Below are 16123 nucleotides of genomic sequence, written 5' to 3'. Positions count from 1 at the left end.
ACCTGATAAGGGACGATTGGTCAGCTTCACCGCGTCTTGTGGCGCTTTCGGCGGTCGGTGGCACTGCCCTCGGCCGCCCCACCGGGTGCGGATACCCTGGTTTCCCGTGGCGATGACCGACGATCCAACTGCCCCGGTCGCCCCGGCGGCCGACCGGAACTTCCTCCCGCCGAGCCTGGCCCGTCGGTTCGGCGCGCTGCTCGTCGACTGGGCGCTCTGCGCGATGATCGCCTCGTTCTTCGCCGACCCGGTCACCGACGGCTGGCCACCGGTCCTGGTCCTGATCCTCGAGTACGCCGTATTCCTCGGCCTCTTCGCGCAGACCCCGGGGATGTGGGTGTCCCGGCTGCGGTGTGTCGCGTACGACGACGGCGGGCGGATCGGTGTGCCCCGTGCCCTGCTCCGGGGGATCCTGCTCTGTCTGGTGGTGCCGCCGCTGCTGATGGACGAGCGCCGTCGTGGCCTGCACGACCGGCTGGTGGGTTCGGTCGTGGTGGCGGTACCCACGGCGAGGCCGGCGCGCTGAACCCGGTTGCACCGGGCGACGGCCCACGTCGTACGGGAAAGACCACGGTCACCGGAGCCCCCACCTCGCGGTGGGGGCGACCGAACGGCACCTGCTCGCCGCCTGTTCCGGACGCGCCGGTGCGGCAGAACCTGACCGCCGGGTCCCGGTAGGCCCGGATCCGGCGGCCCCGGATCCGGCTACCGGCCCCGCATCTGCCGGAAGGCACCCTTCGGCGGACGCATGTTCTTGGGGATCGCACCCTTCGGCAGCTGCGGCCGGGCGGCGGAGAGCGCCTTGAGGCGCCGATCGAGTGCGTTCACGTCCTTCGGGCTGAGGTTGCGGGGCAACCGCATCAGCGTCATCCGCATCTTGCGGATCGACAGCTCGTTCTCGCCCTGGCCGACGACGTAGTCGAAGAGCGGGGCGTTCCCGATCACCTTGGCCAGCCGGCGCTTCTCCTGGCCCAGCATGGTGCGGGTGCGCTGCGGGTTCCCCTCGGCCAGCAGGATCACGCCGGGACGTCCGATGACCAGGTGCACCATGTCCATCTGGGTGGTCGAGCTGATGGCGGGCGTCACCCGCCAGCCGCCGCGCATGTTCTCCAGGATCGACGCCGCCGCGCCCGGCTGCCCCTCGGCGGCGTTCATCATCGCCGAGTTGGAGCGCAGGTTCAGCACGATCAGCAGGGCGAGCAGGGCGAGCAGGATGCCGATCGGCAACCACAGCCAACCCCACTGCAGTACCGCGACCACGGTGAGCGCGATCGGGACGAGCACCGCGACGGCGGCGAGCGGCACGAACCACTTGTCGCGTTTGGCGGTGAACGAGAACACCATCCCGATCTGCTTCAGCCGCTGGCCGAACGACACCTTCTCCTGCGCCTTTGCCATGCGAAGGAGTCTAGTGGCCCGGTCCACGGCGGCTGGCCCCCGGCCGCCGGGTCCGCTCGGGTCGGCCGGCCGGACCGGCCCCACCAGGGCGCCGTAAGGACCTTACGGCCGACGACGCCGCCGCAGACGCCGGACTAAGGCGGCCCGGCGCTCCGAGATGGGGCGGTACGCCAATGTGCCGACCCCACCTTCCACCGGAGAGTCGAAGTCATCAGGAAGCGGCAACCACCGGAACGGAGACCACGATGTTCAGCACCGACCCCCACTTCCTCCTCACCCTGCACCACGACCACGCCAGGGACCTGCGGGCCGATGTCGCCGCCGACCGGTTGGCCCGGTCCGTGCGTCGTCCGCGATGGCCGGACCGGGTCGGCTTCCGGGCGGGGCGGCGTCGCAACGCCGTGGCATGCTCGACCTCGTGACCCTCCGCGCCGCCAGCACCGTCCTCGTCGGCCGTCAGCCCGAACTCGCCCTGCTGCGGGACGCCCTCAAGCGGGTCCGGGCCGACGAGCCGGCGGCCGTGCTGGTCGGCGGGGAGGCCGGGGTCGGCAAGACCCGGCTGATCGAGGAGTTCGGCCGGCACGCGGTCGCCGAGGGGAGCAGTCTCCTGCTCGGCCAGTGCCTGGAACTCGGCGAGGAGGGGCTGCCCTTCGCGCCGTTCGCCGCCGCGCTGCGGCAGGTGCTGCGTGACGACGGGCCGGCCGCGTTCGACGGCTACGAGCGGGAGTTCGCCCGACTCCTTCCGGAGCTGGGGCGACTGGCCACGACCGGGCCGGTCGACGGTGACCGGCCGGGCCAGGCCGGCCCGGGCCTGGCGCTGGACTCGCACCGGGGCTACCTGTTCGAGTTGGTCGCCGGGCTCTTCACCCGGCTCGCCGCCGAGCGGCCGCTGGTCCTGGTGATCGAGGACCTGCACTGGGCCGACCGGTCCACGCGGGACCTGATCGCCTTCCTGTCCCGGGTGGTGCGACCGGCCCAGGTGCTGCTGATCTGCACCTACCGCTCCGACGAGCTGCACCGGGGGCACCCGCTGCGGCCGTTCCTCGCCGAACTCGACCGGGCCCGGGGCGTCGAACGGTTCGAACTGAACCGGCTGGACCGGGAGGGTACCGGCCAGATCCTGGCCGACCTGCTCGGTGCCGAACCCACCGTCCGGGCCGTCGACACCATCCACGACCGGACCCAGGGCAACCCATTCTTCATCGAGGAACTCGCCGCCGCCGGCGACCCGCACGGCTGCGCCGACCTGCCGGACACCCTGCGCGACCTGTTGCTCGCCCGGGTGGACCGGCTGCCCGAGCCGGCCCAGCGGGTGCTGCGGATCGCCGGTGCCGGCGGCACCCGGATCGCCCACACGCTGCTCGCCGAGGTCGCCGGAGTGCCCGAGGTGGAACTGGAGGCGGCGCTGCGGGCCGCGGTCGCCGCGCAGCTTGTCGTCGCCGACCCGGACGGCGGCTACGAGTTCCGGCACGCACTCGTCCGGGAGGCCGTGCACGAGGACCTGCTGCCCGGTGAGCACGCCCGGCTGCACGCCCGGTACGCGGCCGCCATCGAGGCGCAGCCGCAGCTGGTCGCCGACGGTCGGGCCCCGGCCGAGCTGGCCCACCACTGGTACGCGGCACACGACTTCCCCCGGGCGTTGACCGCCACCTGGGCCGCCGCCGAGGCAGCCGGCTCCCGGTACGCGTACGCGGAGCAGGGGCGGCTGCTCGAGCGGGTGCTCGAACTCTGGGAGCAGGTCCCGGACGCCGCCCGACGGTTGGGTATGGACCACGTCACCGTGCTGGAGGCGACTCTGGCGGCGACCTCGACCGCCGGTGACTACAGCCGGGCGCTGACCCTGACCCGGGCCACCCTCGCCGAACTGGACCAGACGGCGGAACCGATGCGGGCCGCCCGGGTACTGCTGCTCCGGGGTCGGCTGTTGCGCACCCTCGGCAAGGCGGACGGCGTCGACGACCTGCGGCAGGCGTACGTCCTGGCGGCGGAGGTGTCCGACGATCCGGGCCAGGCCCGGCTGCTCGCCGACATCGCCTTCCAGGTGGCCAAGGTGGACCGGAACGAGGCGGCCCGGATCGCCGAGGAGGCGATGGCGGCGGCCAGGGCCTCGGGGCGGGACGACGCGGTGACCGCCGCCATCCTCGCCACCGGTTGGGCCTGCAGCCTGCGGGTCTCCGCCGAGGAGTCGCTGGCCGACCTGCGTCGGGCCGAACAGCTCGCCCGGGCGACGGGCGACTCGCAGACACTGGTCACCGCCCTGGTGGCCCTCTCCGACGGGCTCTGCGAGATCGGCCGGTACGCCGAGGCGGCGGAGGCGGCGGCGACCGGTTTCGTCGAGGCGCGGCGGGTGGGGATCAGCCGCTCGACCGGGGCGTTCCTGCTCTCCAACCAGGCCGAGGCGCTGATCGCGCTGGGCCGCTGGGACGAGGCCGACGACCTCTGCGGCGAGGCCGCCCGACTCGACCTGCCCGGCATCACCGGTCACCACTGGCTGCAGCTGCGGGCCTGGCTGCACCTGGCCCGGGGGCAGGCGGACGCCGAGGAACTGGTCGACCGGGCGCTGGCGTTCCTGCGTCGGCCGTACTTCGCCCTGGAGTTGCCGCTGTACGAGCTGCGGGTCGAGGCGGCACTGCGCTCCGGTGACCTGCCGTCGGCGGTGGCCGCCGCGCACGTGCTGCTCGACCGTCCGCTCGACAGCTATCCCCGGTACGGCTGGCCGGCCCTGGCTGCCGCCGTCCGGGTCGCCCGGGCCACCGACGACCCGGAACTCCGGGAGCGGATACCCGCGGCGGCGCACCGGCTCACCGCCCGCTATCCCGCCGAGCTGGCCTGCGCCGCCGAGGTGACCGCCACTGTCGCCGGCTTCGCCGAGGCCGCCGCCCGGGGCGGGGCGGCCGGGGCGGGCACCGCGTTGACCCGTTGGCAGGAGGCGGTGGCGGCCTGGCGGGCGGACGGGCAGCCGTACCCGTTGGCCCGGGCGTTGGTCGGGCTGGCCGAGGAGGCGGCCGGGGCGGGGGACCGGGGCCAGGCCGCCGGCGCACTGGAGGAGGCGGCCCGGATCGCGGCGGAGCTGGCCGCCGTACCGCTGGCGGAGCAGGTGGCGACGCTGGGCCGGCGGCTGGGGCTGCGGGCCGGAGCCGGGACGGTGCCCGGCCCGGAACTGCTCACCGCGCGCGAGCGGGAGGTGCTGCGGCTGGTCGCGGAGGGCCACAGCAACAGCCGGATCGCCCAGCTGCTCTACATCTCCCCGAAGACCGCGAGTGTGCACGTCTCGCGGATCATCGCCAAACTGGACGTCGCGAACCGGATCGAGGCGGCGGCGGTCGCGCACCGCCTCGGGCTGCTGGAGGACCAGTCAGGACAGTCGCTCACCGGCGGGTGAGACGGAGGTCGCGCCGGCCGGCCCGGAGGCGCGGGGCAGTACCGGAGCGGCCCGGCCGGTGCCGTGGTCACCGGGGGTCTTCTCCTCGTGGTACTCCTCCTCGACGTTGACCTCCCACACGTCGTGCGTGGTGCCGTCGAGGATGTTCGACACCGACAGCAGCGCGGTCATCATGGAATGGTCGGCGTTGTTGTAGCGGTGCATGCCGTTGCGGCCGACCGGGTGCACGTTCGGCACCTCGGCCGCCAGCCAGTCCCGGATGGTGGCGACGTTGTCCCGGTAGGCGAAGTCGTAGAACGGGTAGGCCCGGGGCATCCGGACCACGTACCCGGTCTCGACCGAGCCGGGCCGGACCAGGCCGAGTCGTTCGAGTTCGGCGGTGCCGAGGGCGACCAGTTTGTCGTCCGGGCTGTTCCACAGTTCGTCGCCGATGCTGAGGAAGTACTCCAGCCCCAGACAGGTACGACCGTTCTTCACCAGGTACGGCGACCAGGAGCCGAAGTTCTGGATCCGGCCGACCTTGACCTCCGGCGCGTGGATGTAGATCCAGTTGTCCGGGAAGCTGAACTCCTCGGGGACCACCAGTGCGACGGTCAGGAAGTCCCGGTAGTAGAGGCCCTCGGCGGCGGCGACCACCGGTGCAGGGGCGGGCGGGTCCATCGCCAGCACCAGGTGTGAGATCGGCATCGAGGAGATGATGTGGTCGGCCTCGACCCGCCGTTCGCCGTCCGGCCCGACGACGGTGACAGCGACCGCCCGGCCCGCCGTCCGGTGCACGGTGCCGACCCGGGTGTTCAGGCTGACTGTGCCGCCGCGCTTCTCCACGTGTGCGGCGCAGTGCTCCCACATCATCCCGGGGCCGTACTTCGGGTAGTTGAACTCCTCGATCAGGCTGGTGATGTCCTTCTGGTTGCGCTTGGGCAGCAGGGCGTTCAGCACCGCGCTGGAGAGCGAGAGGTTCTTGATCCGCTGTGCGGCCCAGTCGGCGGAGAGTTCCGTCGCGGGAACCCCCCAGAGCTTCTCGTTGTACGTCTTGAAGAAGTGGTTGAAGAGCCGTCGGCCGAACCGGGCGGTGACCCAGCCGGCGAGGTGGGACTGGTCCCTCGGCGGGGAGACCTTGGCCCAGAGGTACGAACCGACGCAGCGGACCGCCTCGAGCAGCCCCAGGTTGCGTAGCGCGTTGCTCGCCTTCAGCGGATAGTCGTAGAGCTTGCCCCGGTAGTAGATCCGGCTCATCCGGGGCCGGAGCAGGAAGTCCTCGTCGGCCAGGATCTCGTGCCACAGCGCCTCGACCTGTGGCACCTTCGTGAAGAAGCGATGGCCGCCGATGTCGAAGCGCCAACCGTCACGCTCGACCGTGCGGCTGATCCCGCCTACCACCTCGTCGGCCTCGACCACCTCGACCGTGGCGTTGCGCTTGGTCAGCTCGTACGCTGCGGTCAGGCCCGCCGGGCCGGCTCCGATGATTATGGTGTGGGGCGCCGTCATGCTTCTATTCATCACCTTCGACGTGTTGCCGACAAGTATCCGGCAGAAGACGGCCGGAATCTAGCACGGTCGAAGGCGTAGGACCGGGCGCGTCGCCGAGCCCGGCACACCGGGTGCGGAGCTGGCTGGCCCGGCGTATCCGACACGCCGGGTGAATCACGCGTCGCGCTGGGTGAGCGGCTGGCCGGCGACGAGTCGCGCGGCGAGGTGGTGACCGGTCGGCGCGGCGGAACGATCCGCCGGATGAAGTGTGTGAGGCCGGGCCCGCCGGGTGGAGTGTGCGGGCCCGGGTCGGCGGGTGGTTACCCGGCGGTCGGGGCCGGCACCGCGCGGGCCTCGACGGCCTGCTGGTAGAGCCGCCCCGCCCGGTACGACGACCGGACCAGCGGCCCGCTCATCACCCCGGCGAAGCCGATCTGCTCGGCCTCCTCGCGCAGCTCGACGAACTCCTCCGGCCGGACCCAGCGCTCGACCGGGTGGTGTCGGGGCGTCGGGCGCAGGTACTGGGTGATGGTGACGAGTTCGCAGCCGGCGGCGTGCAGGTCGCGCAGGGCCTGCGAGACCTCGGCACGTTCCTCGCCGAGCCCGAGGATCAGGTTCGACTTGGTCACCAGGCCGGCGTTGCGGGCCTGGGTCAGCACGTCCAGCGAACGCTCGTAGCGGAAGCCGGGCCGGATCCGCTTGAAGATCCGGGGCACCGTCTCGACGTTGTGCGCGAGCACCTCCGGGCGGGACCCGAAGACCTCGGCCAGCTGAGCCGGGTTGCCGTTGAAGTCGGGGATCAGCAGCTCCACCCCGCAGCTCGGCAACTGCTCCAGCGCACCGCCGTCGGTCGGGGCGTCGCCGTCACGCCGGGTCAGGGCGTGGATCTGCCGGACCGTCTCGGCGTACAGCCAGGCGCCCCCGTCAGGCAGGTCGTCGCGGGCGACACCGGTGATCGTGGCGTAGCGCAGCCCCATCGTGGCCACCGACTCGGCGACCCGGCGCGGCTCGTCCGCGTCGAAGTCGGCCGGCTTGCCGGTGTCGATCTGGCAGAAGTCGCACCGGCGGGTGCACTGGTCGCCGCCGATCAGGAAGGTCGCCTCGCGGTCTTCCCAGCACTCGTAGATGTTCGGGCAGCCGGCCTCCTGACAGACCGTGTGCAGCCCCTCCCGGGAGACCAGGCCCCGCAGATCGGTGTACTCCGGGCCCATCTTCGCCTTGACCTTGATCCACGACGGCTTGCGCTCGATCGGCGTGGCGGCGTTGCGCGCCTCCACCCGGAGCAGTCGACGCCCCTCGGGCGCGACGGGCGAGCTGGCGCGGTTCTCCGGTGCGGTGGCGACGCTTCCCCGACCGGCAGCGGTGGCGGCGGGAGGCGCGGAGTACTCGATGGTCACGAATCCGAGCGTACGCGTACCGGGTCGGCCGATCGACCAGAGGCGACCGGACTCACGTACCGAACCGGGTGATGCCACTCACGCGGTCACCGGAAATCGGTTGCCGGTGCTCCGACAGGCTGGGCTACCCTCCTGCACAGAGCGATGACGGAGCCGAGTACCACCTCGTACACCGGAGTCGAGAGAGTCACCAGTCGCTGTGAGGTGATCTCCGGCCGGGGCTGGGAAGACCCTCCTGAGCTGCGGGAAGAACGACGCCACGGCGTCCAGTAGAATCCGCCGTACGGCCCACGTCACGGGCCGTGAACGAGGCCGTCGGTCCGACGGCGAAGGTGTGGTGGCACCGCGAGTTCCCGCTCGCCCACACCCCCCGGGGTCCGGTCGACGTACCGCGCACGGAGGGCCGTTCGTGGGACGTCGCGAAGATTCGAGGAGTCCCCGTGCCACGTGTCCTCTCCACGACCCTGCCCGAGCGGGTCGGTGCGACCGTGACCATCGCCGGCTGGGTGCACCGCCGCCGGCAACTGAAATCCGTGACGTTCCTGATCGTGCGGGACGCCGCCGGGCTGGCCCAGGTGGTGGTCGCCGACGCCGACCTGCGGGCCCGGCTGGCCGAACTGACCGAGGAGTCGGTGGTCGAGGTCACCGGCGAGGTGGTCGGCAACCCCGCCGCGCCGGCCGGGGTCGAGCTGGTCGCGCCGACGGTACGCCCGCTCGGCGTGCCCGCCGTACCGCCGCCGTTCGACGTCTACCGCCCGGAGCTGACCGCGTCCCTGCCCACCCAGCTCGACCACGCGGCGGTGGCGTTGCGCCATCCCACCCGCTCCGCCGCGCTGCGAATCTCCGCCGCCCTGGTGGCCGGCTTCCGGTCCACCCTGGAGGGGCACGGCTTCGTCGAGGTGCACACCCCCAAGATCGTGGCCTCGGCCACGGAGAGCGGGGCGAACGTCTTCGCCATCGACTACTTCGGCCGGCCCGGCTACCTGGCCCAGTCACCCCAGTTCTACAAGCAGATGCTGGTCGGGGTGCTGGAACGGGTCTACGAGGTCGGGCCGGTGTTCCGGGCCGAGCCGCACGACACCACCCGGCACCTGGCCCAGTACACCTCGCTCGACGTCGAGTTCGGCTTCGTGGCCGACCACCGGGACGTGATGCGGATGCTGCGCGAGGTACTGGCCGGCATGCTCGACGGCCTGCCGGACCGGGCCGCGGGCGCGCTCGCGACCCTCGGGGTCACGGTGCCGAAGGTGCCGGCCGAGATCCCGGCGGTGCACTTCGCCGAGGCGCTGGCGATCGCCGGGGCACCGGCCGACGAACCGGACCTCGCGCCGGCGCACGAGCGGGCGCTGGGGGAGTGGGCGCAGGCCGAACACGGCTCCGACTTCCTCTTCGTCACCGGCTACCCGATGGCCAAGCGCCCCTTCTACACCCACCCGGCGACCACGGACGCGCCGGGCGGCGGGCCGCGCGAGGCGTACTCGAACGGTTTTGACCTGCTCTTCCGGGGTGTCGAACTGGTCACCGGCGGCCAGCGGCTGCACCGGCACGCCGACTATCTGGCCGCGCTCGCCGCCCGCCGGGAGGACCCGACGCCGTACGCCTCCTACCTGGACACCTTCCGGCACGGCATGCCGCCGCACGGCGGTTTCGCGATAGGCCTGGAACGGATGGTGGCCCGGCTGGTCGGCGCCGGCAACGTCCGCGAGGTCGCCGCCTTCCCCCGCGACCTGCACCGCCTCACCCCGTGAAAGGAAGGGCCCCCTCCTATCCAAGAAACGATAGGAGGGGGCCCTTCCTGACAGGTCAGGCGAGCAGGGTCGGTAGGTGTCGCTCGACGACGGGCAGTACCTCGGCGACGGTCACCTGGCGGCCCAGTTCGGCGCTGAGCGAGGTGGTGCCGGCGTCCCGGATGCCGCACGGCACGATCCGGTCGTAGGCGGAGAGGTCACAGTCGCAGTTGATCGAGAAACCGTGCTGGGTCACGCCCCGGGAGACCCGCAGGCCCAGGGCGGCGACCTTGCGGTCCGGGCCACGCTCGTCGGCCGGCACCCAGACACCGCTGCGGCCCTTGATGTCGATCCGCTGCGCGGTGGTCAGTCCCAGCTCGTGGCAGACGTCGACCATCATCTGCTCGGTACGCCGGACGAACGCGACGACGTCCACGGGCAGCCCGGTGTCCGCGCCGGGGAGCTTGATGATCGGATAGCCGACCAGTTGCCCGGGACCGTGCCAGGTGATCTTGCCGCCGCGGTCGACGTCGATCACCGGGGTGCCGTCCATCGGCCGGTCCCACGGCTCGGTGCGCTTGCCCGCGGTGTAGACGTTCGGGTGTTCGAGCAGGAGGACGGTGTCCGGTCGTTCACCGTTGACGACCGCCTCGTGCACCCGGCGCTGCTCGTCCCAGGCGGCCAGATAGTCGACCGTCCCGAGGCGGATGCTGGTCAGCTCGGCAATTGTGCTGCTCACCAGCCCAGCTTAGTTCGCTACTGACCGGTCGGGCCGGTACGTGGCCGGGGTCACCGGCGGCGCGCGTCCGGTGCAGGGGGTGTGTCCCCGTCAGCCGTGCGCGGTGGCCTCCGTCGGGTGCGCGTCCCCGTCAGCCGTGCGCGGTGGCCTGTCAGCCGTGCGCGGTGCCTCCGTCAGCCCTGCGCGGTGGCCCCGTCAGCCGTGCCGTGCGCCAGGAGTGTCAGGTGGTCGGCACCCGCCAGAGCCAGACGTCGGAGACCTTTTCGGGTGGGCCGAGCAGTTGGGTGGTGGCGTCGAGGACCGCCTCCGGGTGCAGCCGGAACTTCGTGCCGTGCATCTGCGGGTCGAGCACCACCACCTCGGCCCGCCAGTACCGCAGGTCGGCCCGGGCGGCGGCCCGGTCGGCGTCGGTGATGGTCGGCACGTTCCCGGTCTTGGCCACCTCGGCGAGCAGTGCGTCGGTGGGGCGCGGCACCGGCCCGATCCGGCCGCGGCCGTCCGGACCGCCCGGCCCGAGGAAGAACCCGGACGGGATGGCGAACTCGCCCTGCCGGTGCGCCAACGCGTACGCCTGCCAACGCTGTCCGTCCGGGGTCAGGTCGATGGTGAGCGGTACCGGGGTGAGCACGCCGCCGGGGGAGACGTACTGCCGCCAGGTGCCGGAGGTGATGAACTCGGGCAGCGGCTCCCGCTGCACGGTCAGCAGGGGGATCGGGACGAGCGGCAGCAGCGCCACCGCGAAGCCGGCGAACCAGCCGTACCGGGCCCGCCGGGACAGTGGCCGGGTCCGTAGCGCGTCGACGGTGTGCGCCAGCAGCAGCCCGACCAGCGGGGCCACCACCAGGGCGAGCCGGGACGGCAGCGCGGCGTTGAACACCGGCAGGTGCCCGAGCAGCGCGTACGGCAGCGGCACGTCGGTGCGTACCTCGAAGATCTTCACCCGAGGGCCCCAGGAGAGCACGGTGAAGACGAGTGCGGTCACCCCGAGCGCCCGCAGGGTGGCCCGGCGGGCCGGATCGGCGCGCCGCCACAGCACGGTGAAGCAGACCACCGTCAGGATCAGCAGCGGAAGCCCGAGGAAGGAGTTCTCCTCGGTCGGGTTCGGTGCCAGCGACGTGCCGAGGCCGGCCTCCCCGGCCAGCGTCCGCTGCGGGTATGCGCCGTAAGCGGCGATGTCCTCGGCGTGGATGACCGGGTCGAAGCCGGTGCCGTGGAATCCCTGCGGCCCCATGAAGTGCAGCCACAACGGGTACGCCAGCAGCGCGAACGCCACCACGGCGGTGACCCCGAGGCCGCGCAGGAAGTCCGGCAGCGCGGCGCGGGCCTCGGCCCGGCGGGACCGGTGTGCCGTCCAGGTGCCGAGGAAGACGCCGCAGGCGAGAGCGGTGAAGAAGAGTCCCTCGGCGGCGATGGAGAAGGCGACCGCCACCAGCACCCCGAGCAGGATGCCGCCCGGCAGCCAGTGGCCGGGGCGGCGCAGCCGGAGCACTCCCCAGACCAGCACCGGGGCGATCCAGCCGGCACTCCAGTTCAGGTGGGCGTTGGCGTGCGCGACGATACCGGGCGCGAAGCCGATGAACACCCCGCCGAGCAGGGCGGCCGGGGTGCTCCGGACCAGGTGTCGGGAGAGCAGCCAGTACCAGGCGAGGACGCTGCCGGCGAGGTTGAGGGTGAGGATCACCAGGAAGGTCGCCGGCGGCCCGACCAGCCAGGTCAGCGGGGCGAAGACCACCGCGTACACGGTGATCGAGGTGTTGACCGCGAGGTTGACCCCGTCCGGCACGTTCATCAGGTCGGTGAAGAACGGGTTCTGGCCGTGGCTGAGCGCGTGGCCGCCGTACGCCAGCAGCCACTCGAAGAGTGCCTGGTCGCTGGCGTTGACGGTGATCGCCCGTCCGTTCGGGTCGAGCCAGAGGCCACTCGTCACCCAGAGTGCTCCGGCGACCGCGATCACCACGGCGATCAGGTCCGCCCGGCGCCGTCCCGGTCGGTCGGAAGCGGCGGCGGGTGAGGGCTGCGGGGTCGGCCCGGCGAGCGCGGGCGGGGAGAGCGGCACGGGCCGGAGGTTACCAACCTGGAGCCGACACGCCGAGGAAGCCGGTCCGCTTGACGGCACCAATGGAAATGATTTCCAATTGTATTAATGACGCATGGTGGACGAAAGGACGCCGAACGTGAAAGTTTCCTTCGTCGGCAAGGGTGGTAGCGGCAAGACCACCCTCGCGGCGCTCTTCACCCGGCACCTCGCGGTGGCCGACCCGCCCGCCGCGACCGGCGCGCGAGATCCGGGCGGTCCGGTCGGTGCGACCGGGCGGCCGCCACTGCTCGCCATCGACGCGGACATCAACCAGCACCTCGCGGTCGCACTCGGCGCGACCGAACCCGAGGCCGCCCGGCTGCCCGCGCTCGGTGACCATCTGGCCGAGATCAAGGAGTACCTGCGCGGCGACAACCCCCGGATCACCTCGGCAGCGGCGATGGTCAAGACCACCCCGCCCGGGCGTGGTTCGCGGCTGCTCACCGTCGACGGCGTCAACCCGATCTACGACCGCCTGGTCCGTGACGTCGGCGGGGTACGACTCGCGGTGACCGGCCCGTTCGGCACGGAGGACCTCGGTGTCGCCTGTTACCACGCCAAGGTCGGCGCGGTGGAACTGCTGCTCAACCACCTCGTCGACGGCCCGGGCGAGTACGTCGTGGTGGACATGACAGCCGGCGCCGACTCCTTCGCCTCCGGGCTCTTCACCCGGTTCGACGCCACCTTCCTGGTCTGCGAGCCGACAGTGCGCAGCGTCGCCGTCTACCGGCAGTACGTCGGCCACGCCCGCTCCTTCGGCATCCGGGTGCACGTCGTCGGCAACAAGGTCGAGGACGACGACGACGTCGACTTCCTGCGCCAGCACGTCGGGGCCGACCTGCTCACCTGGCTGACCCGGTCGCGTCACGTGAAGGGCGCGGAACGGGGCGCCCCGGAGCCGCTGGACACCCTGGAGCCGGCCAACCGGGCGGCACTGGAACTGCTCCGGGCGACCGTCGACGCCCAGGTCAGGGACTGGACGACGTACCACCGGCACGCCGTCGAGTTCCACCTGCGCAACGCCGTCGCCTGGGCCAACGAACGGGTCGGCGAGGACCTCGCCGGCCAGGTCGACCCGGAGTACGTCCCCGGGCCGCAACTCCCGGTCCACTGACCCGTACCGGCGTCGGTCCGGGCACGGCCGCACCGGCCCGTCCCGATCGTCGCCGGTACGGCCGGACCGGACCCGCACACCCACACACAGAAGGAGTCAACATGTCCCTCGACGTACCCACCGCTCTGCTGGAGCGGGCCGAAGCCGGTCAGGTCGACGACGACGAGTTCGTCGACTGCGTCCGGCAGTCCCTCCCGTACGCCTGGACGGTGGTCTCCGACGTGGCCGCCCGGGTGCACACCACCACGGCCGACTACGCCGACCACGCGGTGCCGCCGCCGAGCGAGGCCGAGCGTGGACAGCTGCTCAGGGCGCTGGCCAGCGACGCCATCCGGGGTGGCCTGGAACGGCACTTCGGTGTCCGGCTCGCGTTCCAGAACTGCCACCGGGTGGCCGCGTTCAGGCCCGCCGCGGTGGGCGGGGAGACGTACCGGCGGTTCGTCTCCCCGCTGGCCCAGCTGCGCAACCAGTCGCCGGAACTGCGCGACTGCTGAGCGGCGACGGGCCTCTTCCGGCCGCCGGAAGGGGCCCGTCCGGCCCGCCCTGGCCCTCCACCCCGGCCTGGTCGGCGCCTCAGTCCCGGCGTGGCCGGCGCCGGGCGACGAGTAGGGCCACCGTGCCGGTCAGCAGCAGCGCGAGACCGAGCAGGGGCAGCCACCCCGGCGGCGGAGCGCCCTCGGTGACCGGCAGGTGGCCGGTCGGAGTGGGCCCGGGGGTCGGTGGCGCGGTCGGCGGTGCGGTCGGACGCGGCAGCACCTCGAAGGTCACCGTGCCGGGATCCTGCGAGGCGGGCGCGGCGATGGGCAGCGGACCGGGTCGCGCGTACGGCCGGTCGCCCGACGCGGTCGCCGAATCGGTGACCACGATCGCCGTCAGCAGCGCACCGAGCAACACTCCGACCAGGACACCGCCGGCAGTCCGGCGGCTGGCCCAACGGCCCCGGACACGCCCACCGACGCCGGCGACCAGCGCCCGGCGGCCACCACCGCGGCTCCGAACAGCACAACTGCGGTTGCGGGCAGCATCACGACCGCCTGCTCGTGCAAGGTGGCCGGGGATCCGGTCCTCACGGCCGCGGTTCCGGTCTGGCTTCCGTCCGGGACGAAACATGAACCCATCCTCGTGACACCCGCCGGTCGCCGGTGGGCCAACGAACGGAATACCGCCCTTTCGGGGCAGCCGGTGCGCCCCCGCCTCGGCCCGGCCTGGTGCGGCCCGCCCCGACCTGGTGCGCCTCGGCCCGACCCGGCCTGGTGCGCTCTCGTCCCGCTCCGTGCGCTTCGTCCCGGCCCGGCCTGTGCACCCTGGCCCGTGCGGCCTGGGGGGCGGGCCGGCCGGCCCGCCGGGTCCATGGTGCCCGACATCACCTCGATACCGGCAAATGTGTGACTCCGCGCCATGTCGCCGGTTCGTCGTTCGGTCGTAGCGTCTCGGCAACTTTGGAGTGCCCGCCCGGGCTGCCGGCCGACCGGCCAGCCAAGCCCACACCCCGTCCGGAGGCACCGACCATGCGCCGCAACCCCGCCCTCCTGGCCCGCCTCGCGCGGGCTGCCCTCGTCCCCGTCCTGGCCGCCGCGACCGTGCTCACCGTCGCCGCGCCCGCACACGCCGCCACCCTCACCCAGGTCACCGGCTTCGGCTCCAACCCCGGAAACCTCACCATGTACGCCTACCGCCCCGACGGCCTGGGCAGTGGCGCCCCGGCCGTCGTACTGCTGCACGGCTGCGCGCAGAACGCCAACGGCTACTTCAGCAACTCCGGCTGGCGCAAGTACGCCGACCAGTGGGGATTCGCGCTGATCGTGCCGGAGCAGAAGACGGCGAACAACTCCACGTCCTGCTTCAACTGGTTCGAGACCGGTGACACCAGCCGGGGTCAGGGCGAGGCACTGTCGATCCGGCAGATGGTCGACCACGCCCGAGGAAACTTCGGTGTCGCCGCCGACCGGGTCTACGTCAGCGGACTCTCCGGCGGCGGTGCGATGGCCGCCGCGATGCTGGCCACCTATCCGGACACCTTCGCCGGCGGTTCCGTCGTGGCCGGCATCCCGTACCGCTGCGCCACCACCATGGTCAACGCGTTCAGCTGCATGAACCCGGGCGTGAACCGTACCCCCGCCCAGTGGGGGGACCTGGTCCGCAACGCCTACCCGGGCTACACCGGGGCCCGGCCGAGGGTCGCGATCTGGCACGGCACCGCCGACTACACGGTGGCGACGGCGAACGCGGACGAGTCCCGGGACCAGTGGACCAATGTGCTCGGTGTCTCAGCGACCCCGACCGGCACCACCAGCCTGCCCGGCGGCACCACCCTGCAGACGTACGGCGCCGACCAGGTACGGGTGTACCGGGTTGCCGGGATGGGCCACGGTACGCCGGTCGACCCGGGCTCCGGCGCCGACCAGTGCGGCAGTACGGCGGCGTACTTCCTGGACACCATCTGCTCGGCGTACCGCGACGCGCTCTTCTTCGGCCTCGACTCCGGCGGCACCCCAGGTGACCCGGGTGACCCCGGCGACCCCGGTGATCCGGGTGACCCGGGCGAGGACCCGGTCTGTGTCACCGCGAGCAACTACGCACACGTCCAGGCCGGCCGGGCGTACCAGTCCCTCGGCTACGCCTACGCGGCGGGCTCCGGCCAGCTGATGGGCCTGTACAACATCTTCCTCACCACCGAACTCCGGCAGACCGCCCCCGGCAACTGGGTGATCGGCTGCTGAGCGACCGTCCGACGGCACGGCGCCGGGTCGCGGACCGCTCTCCGTGGGGGTTCCGCGACCCGGCGCCCGGCCGCTCCCGATCAGTCCAGGGCGGCGCGC

At 72.5% G+C, this 16123-nt stretch carries 13 protein-coding genes; 7 read left to right on the top strand and 6 right to left on the bottom strand.

The window, feature by feature from the left end; all coding sequences use genetic code 11:
• Positions 1-112 precede the first annotated feature (112 nt).
• Positions 113-526 (top strand): RDD family protein, encoded by a 414-nt coding sequence (locus V1633_RS27175; protein WP_331215902.1) that lies wholly within the window; start codon positions 113-115, stop codon positions 524-526.
• Positions 527-705: 179 nt separating this feature from the next.
• Here the strand turns inward: V1633_RS27175 and V1633_RS27170 are convergent, their stop codons facing one another.
• Positions 706-1398 (bottom strand): DUF4191 domain-containing protein, encoded by a 693-nt coding sequence (locus V1633_RS27170; RefSeq protein ID WP_331215595.1) that lies wholly within the window; start codon positions 1396-1398, stop codon positions 706-708.
• A 245-nt stretch (positions 1399-1643) separates the two neighbouring features.
• Between V1633_RS27170 and V1633_RS27165 the strand changes: the two genes are divergently transcribed.
• Complete coding sequence (locus V1633_RS27165; RefSeq protein ID WP_331215596.1) at positions 1644-1820, top strand: hypothetical protein; 177 nt, start codon at positions 1644-1646, stop codon at positions 1818-1820.
• The gene (locus V1633_RS27160) at positions 1817-4780 is read left to right on the top strand and encodes a helix-turn-helix transcriptional regulator (protein ID WP_331215597.1); all 2964 of its coding nucleotides are present in this window, start codon (positions 1817-1819) and stop codon (positions 4778-4780) included. The genes V1633_RS27165 and V1633_RS27160 overlap by 4 nt, the downstream gene beginning before the upstream one ends.
• Here the strand turns inward: V1633_RS27160 and V1633_RS27155 are convergent.
• Complete coding sequence (locus V1633_RS27155) at positions 4754-6268, bottom strand: NAD(P)/FAD-dependent oxidoreductase (protein WP_331215598.1); 1515 nt, start codon at positions 6266-6268, stop codon at positions 4754-4756. The genes V1633_RS27160 and V1633_RS27155 overlap by 27 nt on opposite strands.
• Before the next feature lie 302 nt (positions 6269-6570).
• Positions 6571-7647 carry a lipoyl synthase gene (gene lipA / locus V1633_RS27150; protein ID WP_331215599.1) on the bottom strand — a complete coding sequence of 359 codons (1077 nt, stop codon included), beginning with the start codon at positions 7645-7647 and terminating at the stop codon, positions 6571-6573.
• 440 nt (positions 7648-8087) lie between these two features.
• Here lipA and aspS point away from each other — a divergent pair, with 440 nt between their 5' ends.
• Positions 8088-9395 carry an aspartate--tRNA(Asn) ligase gene (gene aspS, locus V1633_RS27145; RefSeq protein ID WP_331215600.1) on the top strand — a complete coding sequence of 436 codons (1308 nt, stop codon included), beginning with the start codon at positions 8088-8090 and terminating at the stop codon, positions 9393-9395.
• Positions 9396-9450: 55 nt separating this feature from the next.
• Here aspS and lipB read toward each other — a convergent pair whose 3' ends face one another.
• Together lipB and V1633_RS27135 are read right to left on the bottom strand one after the other, a co-directional pair.
• Positions 9451-10113, bottom strand: a complete 663-nt coding sequence (gene lipB, locus V1633_RS27140) for a lipoyl(octanoyl) transferase LipB (protein ID WP_331215601.1) — start codon at positions 10111-10113, stop codon at positions 9451-9453.
• Positions 10114-10333: 220 nt separating this feature from the next.
• A complete protein-coding gene (locus V1633_RS27135; RefSeq protein ID WP_331215602.1) occupies positions 10334-12169 on the bottom strand; it encodes a DUF2079 domain-containing protein in 1836 nt (611 codons plus the stop codon).
• A gap of 118 nt (positions 12170-12287) precedes the next feature.
• Between V1633_RS27135 and V1633_RS27130 the strand changes: the two genes are divergently transcribed.
• Together V1633_RS27130 and V1633_RS27125 are read left to right on the top strand one after the other, a co-directional pair.
• The gene (locus tag V1633_RS27130; protein WP_331215603.1) at positions 12288-13304 is read left to right on the top strand and encodes an ATP-binding protein; all 1017 of its coding nucleotides are present in this window, start codon (positions 12288-12290) and stop codon (positions 13302-13304) included.
• Between the two features lie 101 nt (positions 13305-13405).
• Entirely contained in the window at positions 13406-13798 is a 393-nt protein-coding gene (locus tag V1633_RS27125; protein WP_331215604.1) for an SCO5389 family protein, read from the top strand.
• Positions 13799-13877: 79 nt separating this feature from the next.
• On the opposite strand, the gene V1633_RS27120 is transcribed toward V1633_RS27125, so the two are convergent.
• Positions 13878-14198 carry a hypothetical protein gene (locus V1633_RS27120; RefSeq protein WP_331215605.1) on the bottom strand — a complete coding sequence of 107 codons (321 nt, stop codon included), beginning with the start codon at positions 14196-14198 and terminating at the stop codon, positions 13878-13880.
• Positions 14199-14812: 614 nt separating this feature from the next.
• Here V1633_RS27120 and V1633_RS27115 point away from each other — a divergent pair.
• The gene (locus V1633_RS27115) at positions 14813-16024 is read left to right on the top strand and encodes an extracellular catalytic domain type 1 short-chain-length polyhydroxyalkanoate depolymerase (protein WP_331215606.1); all 1212 of its coding nucleotides are present in this window, start codon (positions 14813-14815) and stop codon (positions 16022-16024) included.
• Positions 16025-16123: the final 99 nt, after the last annotated feature.

This window comes from Plantactinospora sonchi (assembly GCF_036422035.1).
In the GTDB taxonomy this organism is placed as follows: Bacteria; Actinomycetota; Actinomycetes; order Mycobacteriales; family Micromonosporaceae; genus Plantactinospora; species Plantactinospora sonchi.
Note: the sequence above shows the minus strand (reverse complement) of the source record. Positions and strands in the feature narration are given on the sequence as shown.